At 73.3% G+C, this 12,743-nt stretch carries 11 protein-coding genes; 6 read left to right on the top strand and 5 right to left on the bottom strand.

Features of this window, described 5'->3' with window-relative positions; translation table 11 throughout:
* Positions 1 to 90 precede the first annotated feature (90 nt).
* A complete protein-coding gene (locus AB0E83_RS23545) occupies positions 91 to 1,050 on the top strand; it encodes a COX15/CtaA family protein (protein WP_362115156.1) in 960 nt (319 codons plus the stop codon).
* Positions 1,051 to 1,089: 39 nt separating this feature from the next.
* Here AB0E83_RS23545 and AB0E83_RS23540 read toward each other — a convergent pair whose 3' ends face one another.
* From AB0E83_RS23540 to AB0E83_RS23530, 3 genes are all read right to left on the bottom strand, one after another.
* Positions 1,090 to 2,169, bottom strand: a complete 1,080-nt coding sequence (locus AB0E83_RS23540) for an amidohydrolase (RefSeq protein WP_362115153.1) — start codon at positions 2,167 to 2,169, stop codon at positions 1,090 to 1,092.
* Between the two features lie 105 nt (positions 2,170 to 2,274).
* Positions 2,275 to 2,619 carry a hypothetical protein gene (locus AB0E83_RS23535; RefSeq protein WP_362115151.1) on the bottom strand — a complete coding sequence of 115 codons (345 nt, stop codon included), beginning with the start codon at positions 2,617 to 2,619 and terminating at the stop codon, positions 2,275 to 2,277.
* Positions 2,620 to 2,711: 92 nt separating this feature from the next.
* The gene (locus AB0E83_RS23530; RefSeq protein WP_362115225.1) at positions 2,712 to 3,665 is read right to left on the bottom strand and encodes a heme o synthase; all 954 of its coding nucleotides are present in this window, start codon (positions 3,663 to 3,665) and stop codon (positions 2,712 to 2,714) included.
* A 343-nt stretch (positions 3,666 to 4,008) separates the two neighbouring features.
* Between AB0E83_RS23530 and tkt the strand changes: the two genes are divergently transcribed.
* The 5 genes from tkt to pgl are packed head-to-tail and all read left to right on the top strand — an operon-like array spanning position 4,009 to position 10,662.
* Positions 4,009 to 6,096 (top strand): transketolase, encoded by a 2,088-nt coding sequence (gene tkt / locus AB0E83_RS23525; protein ID WP_362115149.1) that lies wholly within the window; start codon positions 4,009 to 4,011, stop codon positions 6,094 to 6,096.
* A 36-nt stretch (positions 6,097 to 6,132) separates the two neighbouring features.
* Positions 6,133 to 7,257, top strand: coding sequence for a transaldolase (gene tal, locus AB0E83_RS23520; RefSeq protein WP_362115147.1), 1,125 nt, complete (start codon positions 6,133 to 6,135; stop codon positions 7,255 to 7,257).
* Between the two features lie 5 nt (positions 7,258 to 7,262).
* Positions 7,263 to 8,795, top strand: coding sequence for a glucose-6-phosphate dehydrogenase (zwf, locus tag AB0E83_RS23515; RefSeq protein ID WP_362115145.1), 1,533 nt, complete (start codon positions 7,263 to 7,265; stop codon positions 8,793 to 8,795).
* A complete protein-coding gene (gene opcA, locus AB0E83_RS23510) occupies positions 8,792 to 9,889 on the top strand; it encodes a glucose-6-phosphate dehydrogenase assembly protein OpcA (RefSeq protein ID WP_362115143.1) in 1,098 nt (365 codons plus the stop codon). The genes zwf and opcA overlap by 4 nt, the downstream gene beginning before the upstream one ends.
* Entirely contained in the window at positions 9,886 to 10,662 is a 777-nt protein-coding gene (gene pgl, locus AB0E83_RS23505) for a 6-phosphogluconolactonase (protein ID WP_362115141.1), read from the top strand. The genes opcA and pgl overlap by 4 nt, the downstream gene beginning before the upstream one ends.
* A 33-nt stretch (positions 10,663 to 10,695) precedes the next feature.
* Here pgl and AB0E83_RS23500 read toward each other — a convergent pair whose 3' ends face one another.
* Positions 10,696 to 12,243: a PH domain-containing protein gene (locus AB0E83_RS23500; protein WP_362115139.1), complete on the bottom strand. Its 1,548-nt coding sequence runs from the start codon at positions 12,241 to 12,243 to the stop codon at positions 10,696 to 10,698.
* Entirely contained in the window at positions 12,240 to 12,740 is a 501-nt protein-coding gene (locus AB0E83_RS23495; RefSeq protein ID WP_362115137.1) for a PH domain-containing protein, read from the bottom strand. The genes AB0E83_RS23500 and AB0E83_RS23495 overlap by 4 nt, the downstream gene beginning before the upstream one ends.
* Between the last annotated feature and the right edge of the window lie 3 nt (positions 12,741 to 12,743).

Genomic DNA, 12,743 nt, shown 5'->3' with positions numbered 1-12,743 from the left:
CCCCTCGTGCCCCCCTTTTTTCCCCGGGGAGACGACTCCCCCATACCCCCTCGTGAAACCGTGCACAAGCCCTTGCCTACGATAGGGCCCGTGCAGACCCCCCTCGCCTTCATCGCCCAGCGCTGGACCCCGTCCCCCCGGGTCCTCCGGCGCGCCGCGCTCTCCGCCGTCGTGATGAGCGTGCTGATCATCGTGACCGGCGGCGCGGTCCGGCTGACCGGCTCCGGTCTCGGCTGCGACACCTGGCCCAAGTGCACGGACGACAGCCTCTTCGCCACGCCCGAGCAGGGCCTCCACGGGGCCATCGAGTTCGGCAACCGGATGCTGACGTACGTCCTGTCGGCGGCCGTCGGCTGGGCGATCGTCGCCGCCCGTTCGACCAAGCCCTGGCGGCGGAACCTCACCCGCTGGGGCTGGGCCCAGTTCTGGATCGTGATGAGCAACGCCGTGCTCGGCGGCATCACCGTCTGGATGGGCCTCAACCCGTGGACGGTGGCCGGCCACTTCCTCGCCGCGAACGCGCTGCTCACCGTCACCGTGATCACCTGGCACCGGGCCGGCGAGGGCGACACCGCCCCCCGCCCGCGCGTGCCGGGGCCGGTACGGAAGCTGTCCTGGGCCGTCACGGTCGTCTCGGCCCTGCTGATCGTGCTCGGCACGACGGTGACCGGCGCCGGCAAACACGCGGGCGACAGCAGCGACGTGCCCCGCATGCCGTGGGACTGGACGAACGCCGCCCACCTCCACGCGATCGCCGCCTGGGCCGTCTGCGCGCTGGCCGTCGCGATGTGGCTGGTCCTGCGCGTGGTCGACGCCCCGGACGACACCCGCGCCCGCGCCCGCGACCTGCTGATCGTGCTGCTGCTCCAGGGCGGCATCGGCTACGTCCAGTACTTCACCGGCGTCCCGGAGCTCCTCGTCGCCGCCCACATGCTCGGCTCCTCGCTGATGTGGATCGCGGTGCTGCGGCTGGCCCTGAGCCTGCGCGAGCGCCCGCTGCCGACGGCGGAGATCCCGGCCCAGGCCGACCCGGAGCTCGCGAAGGCCTGACGCGCGCCCCCGCCACGCCCCCGACGCGGGTCCACCGGCTCATCCCAGCCGGTAGACCCGCGTCGCGTTGTCCGCGGCGATCATCGAGGCGACCCGCTGCGCGTCCGTACGGGACCAGGCGCCGTCCAGGACCCAGGTGCCCAGCACCCGCCCGAGGGCGGCGCGGAAGGCGCCGGCGGCGACCACGTGGAGCTCGGGCAGGGCGCGGGCGCCGCTGGAGTAGAGCAGCTTGCCGAAGGGGGCCAGCTCCAGGACCTCGGCGAGCACGTCCGCCGCCCGGGCCCCGGTGTGCGCCAGGGCGGCGCCCAGGTCCGCGTAGACGTGCGGGTACGCCCTTGCCATCCGGGCGGCGGTCCGGTGGTGCGGGGAGCCGTGCAGCAGGACGAGGTCGGCGCCGAGCCCGGCGGTGGCGGCGGCGAAGCCGGCCAGGGCCGCCGGGTCCCGGTCCGCGGTGTGCAGCTGGAGCGGCCGGCCCGCCCCCACCGCCAGCCACAGCAGGTGGCGCAGGAGCACCGGCGAGTCGAGGGGGCCCTTCGCGGGCCGGTCGGCGAGCCAGCGGCCGGCCGCCCGGCGGGCCTCGCCGCGCCCGGGCGGGCGGGCGTCGGCGGCGAGGCCGCAGCGCGCGGCGGCGGCCGAGGAGAAGGCGACCGAGCGCACGGCGGCGTCCTGGACGGCCTCGGTGAGGTTGGCGAGGAAGCCGTCGACGGTCCCGGAGGTGTCGGCGACCTGCTCGGCGAGGGGTTCGAGACGGACGATCTCGTGGGCGCGCGCGCCACCGGCGGCGGCGAGTTCGGCGGGCCCGGTGAGGTCGTCCGGGAGGCCGGTGTCGACGAGGTACGTGGCGATGCCGGCGCCCCGCAGCAGCCGGCGGCCGGTCTCGGCGACGCCCAGCTCGCGGCGGCGGGCGAGGTAGCGGGCCGGCGGGCAGTGGGCGTCGAGCCCGAGGAGCGGCGGGCACCAGCGGCGCACCGCGAAGCCCGTCTGGGTGTCGAAGAAGGTGGTGCCGGAGGCGGGCAGGACGGCGGCCGGGCCGAGGTGGGCCTCGAAGGTGCCGAGGCCCAGCTCCGTCCGGAGCACCCCGTGGCAGTACTGGTCCACCAGGCGCGGCGTGTCGATCATCTCGGGGGCTCTCCCTGCGTGGGCGTGTCTCCACACGTCCTAACGGGTGAGCCCCGGGTGAGGTTGTTGCCTGCGCGCCCGACGGTGGCGGCAGTGGCGCCGGGGTCAGCGGTTGGCGGGGCCGCCGAGCTGGATGCCGGCCATGCGGGTCCACTCGTACGGGCCGGTGACGACCTTGGCGGCGAACTCGCCGTCGAACTCGTCGTGCAGGGTCAGGCCGGCCTGCTCGGCGGCCTGCCGGGCGATCGCGTGGGTGGGGGCCACCAGGTCGCCCCAGCCGCCGTCCTCGCCGACGAGGACGATCCGGGTGCCGGCCTGGCCGATGTGGGCGAGCTGGCCCTCGACGCCGCCGTGCTCCTTGCCGAAGGCGCGGATCTCCTTGGCCAGCTTGGCCGCCTTGCGCCCGTCGCGGGGGGAGACGGCCGTGGTCTCTTCCTTGGTGTCTGCCATGACAGGGATGCTACCGAGGGGTAGATCGACTGACGACGGCCGGGCCGCGTGGTTCAGCCCACACGGCCCGGCCGTCGCCGGGGGTCGTACGCCTATCGCAGGAAGGGGTCCACCGCGACCGCCACGAAGAGCAGCGACACGTAGGTGATGGACCAGTGGAAGAGGCGCATCTCCTTGAGCTTCGCGCCGGTGGCCTCGGCCTTGGCGCGGTTCAGCAGGCCGTGCGCCTCCCAGAGCCACCAGCCGCCGGTGGCCAGGGCGACGGCGGTGTAGAACCAGCCGGTGTAGCCCAGCGGGGTGAGCAGCAGCGAGACCGCGACCATGACCCAGCTGTAGAGGACGATCTGCTTGGCGACGACCTTGTTGGAGGCCAGGACCGGCAGCATGGGCACGCCCACGCGCGCGTAGTCCTCCTTCACCTTCATCGACAGCGGCCAGTAGTGCGGCGGCGTCCAGAAGAAGATGACCAGGAAGAGGACGACGGCGGCCCAGGACATCGAGTTCGTCACCGAGGACCAGCCGATGAGGACCGGCATGCAGCCGGCGATGCCGCCCCAGACGATGTTCTGCGCGGTGCGCCGCTTCAGGATCATCGTGTAGATCACGACGTAGAAGAGGAGCGCGCCGAGCGACAGCCAGGCCGAGAGCCAGTTGACGAGCAGGCCGAACCAGAGCGTGGAGACGACGGCGAGGGTGAGGCCGAAGACCAGGCCCTCGCGCGGCGAGACCATGCCGGTGACCAGCGGGCGCTGCGCGGTGCGGTCCATCAGCGCGTCGATGTCGCGGTCGATGTACATGTTGAGCGCGTTGGCGCCGCCGGCCGAGAGATAGCCGCCGAAGCAGGTGGCGAGCACCAGCCACAGGTCCGGCACGCCCTGCTCGGCGAGGAACATCACCGGAACGGTGGTGATGAGCAGCAGTTCGATGATCCGCGGCTTGGTCAGCGCCACGAATGCCTTGACGCGGGCCCCGAACGGCCGATGGCCCCCCGGGCTGGGAGTCAAGACGACCCCTGCGGGTCGGGACTCGACGGCCGTCACGCACACCCCTGACAGAGAAATTCCCAGCAAGTTCCCCGGATAAAGGCGGGGTGAAACTTGCGCGTACCACGCCACTGTAGACGTTGCCCAGACGCCGATCTTCGCGGGGGTGGGGTCGTGTTGGCGGGGCTCGCTCCCGAGCGCGCGCCGAGCGCGTATCAAGGGGCGGACGCCGTTCGGCGCGCCGTTCGGGAGGCGGCGCGCCACGATCACCAGCACTCTTGCTCTGTACTGCTCATTTGAGGGGCATGGACACGAAAAGAGGGGGCTTTTTCGGGGGTAGGCTCGACACCGCCGGTACACCCTCAGTCACCGGCTACAGACATGTGGAGAGGAGCCCTGACCCAGGGTGAGCACTAAGCCGACCACCACAGACCTCCAGTGGACCGAATTGGACCAGCGGGCCGTCGACACCGCCCGCATCCTGGCCGCGGACGCCGTACAGAAGGTCGGCAACGGCCATCCGGGTACGGCGATGAGCCTCGCGCCGGCCGCGTACACCCTCTTCCAGAAGGTGATGCGCCACGACCCGTCCGACCCCGAGTGGGTGGGCCGCGACCGGTTCGTGCTCTCCGCGGGCCACTCCTCCCTGACCCTGTACACCCAGCTGTACCTGGGTGGCTTCGGTCTGGAGCTGGACGACCTCAAGGCGTTCCGCACCTGGGGCTCGAAGACCCCGGGCCACCCCGAGTACGGCCACACGGCCGGCGTCGAGACCACCACGGGCCCGCTGGGCCAGGGCGTCGCGAACGCCGTGGGCATGGCGATGGCCGCCCGCTACGAGCGCGGTCTGTTCGACCCGGAGGCGGCCCCCGGCACCTCCCCGTTCGACCACCGCGTCTACGTGATCGCCGGCGACGGCTGCCTCCAGGAGGGCATCTCCGCCGAGGCGTCCTCGCTCGCGGGCCACCAGAAGCTCGGCAACCTGATCCTGCTGTGGGACGACAACCACATCTCGATCGAGGGCGACACCGAGACCGCCGTGTCCGAGGACACGATGAAGCGGTACGAGGCGTACGGCTGGCACGTCCAGCGCGTGGAGCCGCAGGAGAACGGCGACCTGGACCCGGCCGCGCTGTACGCGGCGATCCGCGCGGCCGAGGCCGAGACCGAGCGTCCGTCGTTCATCGCGATGCGCTCGATCATCGCCTGGCCGGCGCCGAACGCGCAGAACACCGAGGCCGCGCACGGCTCGGCGCTCGGCGACGAGGAGGTCGCGGCCACCAAGCGCGTCCTCGGCTTCGACCCGGAGCGGACCTTCGAGGTCTCCGACGAGGTCATCGCCCACACCCGCGCGCTGGGCGAGCGGGGCCGCGAGGCCCGCGCCGCGTGGGAGAAGCAGCTCTCCGAGTGGCGTACGGCCAACCCGGAGCGGGCCGCCGAGTTCGACCGGATCCAGGCGAACGAGCTGCCGGCCGGCTGGACGGAGAAGCTCCCGGTCTTCGAGGCGGGCAAGTCCGTCGCCACCCGTGCCGCCTCGGGCAAGGTCCTCCAGGCGCTGGGCGAGGTCCTCCCCGAGCTGTGGGGCGGCTCGGCCGACCTCGCGGGCTCGAACAACACGACGATCGACAAGACGTCGTCCTTCCTCCCCGCGGGCAACCCGCTGCCGGAGGCGGACCCGTACGGCCGCACGATCCACTTCGGCATCCGCGAGCACTCCATGGCCGCGGAGATGAACGGCATCGCGCTGCACGGCAACACCCGCGTCTACGGCGGCACCTTCCTGGTCTTCTCGGACTACATGCGCAACGCGGTGCGCCTGTCGGCCCTGATGCACCTGCCGGTGACCTACGTGTGGACGCACGACTCGATCGGCCTCGGCGAGGACGGCCCGACCCACCAGCCGGTGGAGCACCTGGCCTCGCTGCGCGCCATCCCGGGCCTGAACGTGGTCCGTCCGGCCGACGCCAACGAGACGGCGATCGCCTGGCGCGAGATCATGAAGCGGCACACCAAGGTCTTCGGGAAGGGCGCGCCGCACGGTCTGGCGCTCACCCGCCAGGGCGTGCCGACCTACGCGCCGAACGAGGACGCGGCCAAGGGCGGCTACGTGCTCTTCGACGCCGAGGGCGGCTCGCCCGAGGTCGTCCTGATCGCGACCGGCTCCGAGGTGCACCTGGCCGTCGAGGCCCGCGAGCGGCTCCAGGCCGACGGCGTCCCGACCCGGGTGGTCTCGATGCCGTCCGTGGAGTGGTTCGAGGAGCAGGACCAGGCGTACAGGGACGCCGTCCTGCCGCCGTCGGTGAAGGCGCGCGTGGCGGTCGAGGCCGGCGTCGGCCTGACCTGGCACACGTACGTCGGTGACGCCGGCCGGATCGTCTCGCTGGAGCACTTCGGTGCCTCGGCCGACGCCAAGGTCCTCTTCCGCGAGTTCGGCTTCACCCCGGAGGCCGTCGTGGCCGCCGCCCGGGAATCGATCGACGCCGCCGCGCGCTGACGCGGATACGTACGACTTATTGGAGATGCAACTCTCATGACAGACGCTCTCAAGCGCCTCTCCGACGAAGGCGTCGCGATCTGGCTGGACGACCTGTCCCGCCAGCGGATCACCTCCGGCAACCTGGCCGAGCTCATCGACCAGAGCCACGTCGTCGGCGTGACCACCAACCCGTCGATCTTCCAGAAGGCGATCTCCGAGGGGCACGGCTACGACCAGCAGCTGGCCGACCTGGCCGCCCGCAAGGTGACCGTCGACGAGGCCATCCGCATGATCACGACGGCGGACGTCCGCGACGCCGCCGACATCCTGCGCCCGGTCTTCGACTCGACGGACGGCCAGGACGGCCGGGTCTCCATCGAGGTCGACCCGCGGCTCGCCCACGACACGGCCGCCACCATCGCCGAGGCGAAGCAGCTGGCCTGGCTGGTCGACCGGCCGAACACCCTCATCAAGATCCCCGCGACGAAGGCCGGCCTGCCGGCGATCACCGAGGTCATCGGCCTCGGCATCAGCGTCAACGTGACGCTGATCTTCTCGCTGGAGCGCTACCGCGCGGTCATGGACGCCTACCTGGCGGGCCTGGAGAAGGCCCGCGAGCGCGGCCTGGACCTGGCGAAGATCCACTCGGTGGCGTCCTTCTTCGTCTCCCGCGTGGACACGGAGATCGACAAGCGCCTGGACGGCATCGGCACCGACGAGGCCAAGGCCCTCAAGGGCAAGGCCGCCCTCGCCAACGCCCGCCTGGCCTACGAGGCGTACGAGGAGGTCTTCTCGGACTCCTCGGAGCGCTGGGCGGCCCTGGACAAGGCGCAGGCCAACAAGCAGCGTCCGCTGTGGGCCTCGACCGGCGTCAAGGACCCGGCGTACAAGGACACGCTGTACGTGGTGGACCTGGTCGCCCCGGGCACCGTGAACACCATGCCGGAGGCGACCCTGGAGGCCACCGCCGACCACGGCGAGGTCACCGGCGACACCGTGCGCGGCACGTACGACTCCTCCCGCGAGGTCCTGGAGGCCGTCGGCAAGCTGGGCATCGACTACGACGACGTGGTCCAGCTCCTGGAGGACGAGGGCGTCGAGAAGTTCGAGGCGGCCTGGAACGACCTGCTCGGTTCGACCGAGGCGGAGCTGAAGCGCCTCGCCCCTTCGGAGGGCTGACCACTGTGAGCACCGTCGACGGAGCCAACCCGCTCCGTGACGCCGCGGACCGACGGCTCCCGCGCATCGCGGGGCCGTCGGGCCTGGTCATCTTCGGCGTCACGGGTGATCTGTCCCGCAAGAAGCTGATGCCCGCCGTCTACGACCTGGCCAACCGCGGCCTGCTGCCGCCGGGCTTCTCGCTCATCGGCTTCGCCCGCCGCGAGTGGCAGGACGAGGACTTCGCGCAGGAGGTCCACGACGCCGTCAAGCAGCACGCCCGCACCCCCTTCCGCGAGGAGGTCTGGCAGCAGCTGATCCAGGGCATGCGCTTCGTCCAGGGCGACTTCGACAGCGACGAGGCGTTCGAACAGCTCAAGGACACCATCCAGGAGCTGGACAAGGCGCAGGGCACCGGGGGCAACTTCGCCTTCTACCTGTCCGTGCCGCCGAAGTTCTTCCCGCTCGTCGTGCAGCAGCTGAAGAAGCACGGCCTGGCCGACCAGAAGAACGGCTCCTGGCGCCGCGCCGTCATCGAGAAGCCCTTCGGCCACGACCTGGCCTCCGCCAAGGAGCTCAACGAGGTCGTCCACGAGGTCTTCCCGCCCGAGGCGGTCTTCCGCATCGACCACTACCTCGGCAAGGAGACCGTCCAGAACATCCTGGCGCTCCGCTTCGCCAACACCCTCTTCGAGCCGATCTGGAACCGGTCGTACGTCGACCACGTGCAGATCACCATGGCCGAGGACATCGGCATCGGCGGCCGGGCCGGCTACTACGACGGCATCGGCGCCGCCCGTGACGTCATCCAGAACCACCTGCTCCAGTTGCTCGCGCTGACCGCGATGGAGGAGCCCGCCTCCTTCGACGCCGACGCGCTCGCCGCGGAGAAGACCAAGGTGCTCGGCGCCGTCCGGCTGCCGAAGGACCTGGCGAAGTCCACCGTCCGCGGCCAGTACGCGGCCGGCTGGCAGGGTGGCGCGAAGGCCGTCGGCTACCTCCAGGAAGAGGGCATCGACCCCCAGTCGAAGACCGACACCTACGCGGCGATCAAGCTGGAGATCGACAACCGCCGCTGGGCGGGCGTCCCCTTCTACCTGCGCACCGGCAAGCGGCTCGGCCGCCGGGTCACCGAGATCGCGGTGGTCTTCCAGCGCGCCCCGCACTCCCCCTTCGACCACACGGCGACGGAGGAACTGGGCCGCAACGCCATCGTGATCCGGGTGCAGCCGGACGAGGGCGTGACCGTCCGCTTCGGCTCCAAGGTGCCGGGCACCCAGATGGAGATCCGGGACGTGTCGATGGACTTCGCCTACGGCGAGTCCTTCACCGAGTCCAGCCCCGAGGCGTACGAGCGGCTCATCCTCGACGTCCTGCTCGGCGACTCCAACCTCTTCCCGCGCGTGGAGGAGGTCGAGCTCTCCTGGCAGATCCTCGACCCGATCGAGCGGTACTGGGACGAGCACGGCAAGCCCGCCCAGTACGAGTCCGGGACCTGGGGCCCGGTCGAGGCGGACGAGATGCTCGCACGAGACGGCAGGAGCTGGCGCCGGCCATGAGGACCGACCTGACGGACACCACGTCCTCCAAGATCAACAAGGCGCTGGTGCTCGGGCGGCGGGCGATCGGCACGCCGGCCGTCGGCATGGTGCTCACCCTCGTCATCGTCACCGACGAGGAGAACGCCTACGACGCGCTGAAGGCGGCCAACGAGGCGTCCCGCGAGCACCCCTCGCGGACCCTCGTGGTGATCAAGCGGGTCTCGCGTTCGCCGCGGGACCGCGCCAAGACCCGGCTCGACGCCGAGGTCCGCCTCGGCGCCGACGCCGGCTCCGGGGAGACGGTGATCCTCCGGCTGTACGGCGAGGTCGTCGACCACGCCCAGTCGGTGGTGCTGCCGCTGCTCCTCCCGGACGCCCCCGTCGTCGTCTGGTGGCCGGTGAACGCGCCGACCGACCCGGCGAACGACCCGCTGGGCGCCCTCGCCCAGCGCCGGGTGACCGACACGTACGCCGCCGAGCAGCCCATCGAGGAGCTGATCGCGCGCGCGGACACCTACACCCCCGGCGACACGGACCTGTCGTGGACCCGGATCACCCCGTGGCGCTCGATGCTGGCCGCCGCGCTCGACCAGGTCCGCTGCAAGGTGACCTCGGCCGACGTGGAGGGCGAGGAGTTCAACCCGAGCGTCGAACTGCTCGCGATGTGGCTGGCCGAGCGGCTGAAGGTGCCGGTGCGGCGCTCCAGCTCCGGCGGGCCGGGCCTCACCTCCGTGCGCCTGGAGACCAGCGCCGGGCCGATCGTCCTCGACCGGCCCGACGGTTCGCTCGCGACCCTCTCCATAGAGGGGCAGCCGGACCGCGCGGTGGCGCTCAAGCGGCGCGAGACGGCCGAGCTGATCGCGGAGGAGCTGCGCCGGCTCGACCCGGACGACACCTACGCGGCGGCCCTGAAGTACGGCCTGGAGCGGCTCGACGAGGAGGCGGCCGTCACCGCCCCCGCGGCGGAGGATCCCGCGCCGGACGTCACGGCGGAGCCCGCCGGGGAACCGGCCGGGGAGCCCGCTCCGGATTCCGCTCCGGAGCCCGCTCCGGTTTCCGGGAAGAAGGCGCCCGCCAAGAAGGCCCCGGCGAAGAAGGCGGCGGCCAGGTGAGCGCCCCCCGGCCGGTGGTCCACCGGTCCAAGGAGCTGATGGCCGAGGCCACCGCGGCCCGGCTGGTCACGGCGGTCGTGGACGCCCAGTCCGCCCGCGGCACGGCCTCGGTCGTGCTGACCGGCGGCCGCAACGGCAACGGGCTGCTCGCCGCGCTGGCCGCGGCGCCCGCCCGGGACGCGATCGACTGGTCGCGGATCGACCTGTGGTGGGGCGACGAGCGGTTCCTCCCCGAGGGCGACCCGGAGCGGAACGTCACCCAGGCCCGCGAGGCGCTGCTCGACCGGGTCCCGCTGGACCCGGCCCGGGTGCACGCCATGCCGGCCTCGGACGGGCCGTACGGCGACGACGCGGACGCCGCCGCGGCGGCCTACGCGGCCGAGCTGGCCGCGGCGGCCGGTCCGGACGCCGACGTCCCGGCCTTCGACGTGCTGATGCTCGGCGTCGGCCCGGACACCCATGTGGCCTCGCTCTTCCCGGGGCTGCCCGCCGTCCGGGAGACCGGGCGGACGGTGGTCGGGGTGCACGACGCGCCCAAGCCGCCGCCGACCCGGATCTCCCTGACCCTCCCGGCGATCCGGGCGGCCCGGGAGGTCTGGCTGCTCGCCGCCGGCGAGGACAAGGCGGAGGCGGCGGCCTTCGCCCTGTCCGGCGCGGCCGCGACGGAGGCCCCGGCGGCCGGCGCGCACGGCCGCGAGCGCACGCTGTGGCTGATGGACGCGGCGGCGGCCGCGAAGCTGCCGGCCGGCCTGCGTCCGCCGGTCTCCGCCTGACGGAGCCTCACGCACGGCCCCAGGAGGCCCGGTTCACCCCTCGGTGGACCGGGCCTCCGGCGTCTCCACGGGGACGAGGAAGGGCGCGAGCAGCCCCGGCACGGCCCGGTCGGCGAGGGCGAGGCCCTGGGACTCCCCCGCGTCCGGGACGTCGTAGGCGCCCTCTCCGGCGGCCGTGGTGGCGGTGAGGGTGAGGATCCCGGCGCGGCGCTGGACGTACGACTGCTTGACCGTCCAGCCGATGATCCCGGTCCGCTGGAGGGCGACGGTGGTGCGGCGCACCGTGCCCGAACGGGCCACCAGGTAGCCGCCGCTGACGGCGTGTCCGAGGGAGCGGTACGCGTCCCGGGCGAGGAGCACGGCGAGCGGGGCGAGCACCGCGGTCCAGCCGGCCGCCACGTACAGCAGCACCGGGGTGAGCAGCGCCCCGAGGAGGGCGAGGACGGCGGCCGGGAGCAGGACGGCGGACAGGGCCCAGCGCAGCCGGCGGGTGCGGGCGGCGCGGGGGTGGGCGGCGAGCGGGGCGGAGGTGGGCGGCGCGGGCTCGCGCAGGACTTCGGCGGCGACCCGGTCGGCGACGGCCCGGGGCACGGCCGGCAGCAGCGACGTGAGGTCGGTGTGCTTCTCGTCGTCGTCCTCGGTGAGGCCGGTGGCGACGGCGTCGACCCGGGCGGCGCCGAGGAGCCGGACGCCGAGGGGCTCGACGAGTTCCACGCCCCGCAGCCGGCGCTCCTCCAGGGTGACCGAGCGGGCGGTGAACAGGCCGCGGCGGACCCGGAGGGTGCCGCCGGGCTCGCGCTCCAGCCGGAAGTTCCACCACATCTCGACCCAGAGGCCGAGGGCGCCGACGGCGCCCGCGAGGGTGGCGAGGAGGACCAGGTCGACGATCATCCAGGGCAGGGACACCGACGCGAAGCGCTCCCCTATCCAGTCGATGACCTCGGCCTGGGCGCCGAACCACTCGCTGACCTGCATGACCGCTCCGGCGGCGGCGCCGCCGAGGGCGGGGGCGACGAAGGAGACGGGGGCGTAGCGGATCCAGCGGGGGTCGAGGGCGGCGAGGGGGCCGTCGTGGGCGGGGCCGGCGTCGGGGGCGGCGGGGCGGGCGAGGAGTTCGCGGCGGAGCCGTTCGCCCTCGGCGCGGGTGACGAGTTCGAGTTCGAGGGTGGACTCGCCGCCGCCGGTGGACTCGCCGGTGCCGATGCGGACCTTGACGAGGCCGAGGACGCGCTGGAGCGGGTTGGCCGTGAGGTCGACGCTGCGGATCCGGTCGCGGGCCAGCGAGCGGCGTTTGAGGAGGAGCAGTCCGGTGTGGAGGTCCACCCGGTCGGGGACGGTCCGGTAGCGGGTGCGGCGGCAGTGGACGTACTCGGCGGCGGTGCCGCCGCCGACCAAGAGAGCGGCGCCGGCGAGGACCCAGGCGACGGCCTGCCAGAGGGGGCGGGAGCCGGCGAGTCCGGCGGCGATCGGCAGTCCGGCGCCGGCGGCGACGCCGCAGAGGACGGCGGCGGTGACGAGGGGGGTGCGCCGGTCGAGCCGCCGCCACTCCCCCTCGCCGCCGGGCGTGCCGCCGGGGCTCACGTGGCGTCCCCGGGGGTCGCCCGGGTGATCGCGGTGAGCCGTTCGGCGAGCTCCGCGGCGAGCTCGTGGTCGAGCCCCTCGACGCGGAGCGCGCCCTTGGAGGAGGCGGTGGTCACGGTGACGGTGGCGAGCCCGAAGAGCTGCTCCAGCGGGCCGCGTACGGTGTCCACGGTCTGGATCCGGGACATGGGGGCGATCCGCGACTCCTGCCACAGGGCGCCCGTGCGCACGTACACGGCCTCGTCGGTGACCTCCCAGCGGTGCACCCGGAACCACCAGGCGGGGAAGAACGCGGCGCCGACCGCTCCGAGCGCGGCCGGGACGGCGGCCGCGGCGAGCAGCCAGGTCCGGGCCGGCTCGATCAGGACGCCGAGCACGGCCAGGACCGCGGCCGGGACGGCGCCGGCGAGCAGGCACCGGGTGCGCCACCAGCCGACCGCCCGGCGGTCCACGGCGTTCCCCGGCGGCCGGAGCCGTACCGCGTTCTCCCCCGCCACCGC

Origin of the sequence: Streptomyces sp. NPDC035033, assembly GCF_040636735.1 — a bacterium.
In the GTDB taxonomy this organism is placed as follows: domain Bacteria; phylum Actinomycetota; class Actinomycetes; order Streptomycetales; family Streptomycetaceae; genus Streptomyces.
This window is presented reverse-complemented; position numbering and strand designations above follow the sequence as displayed.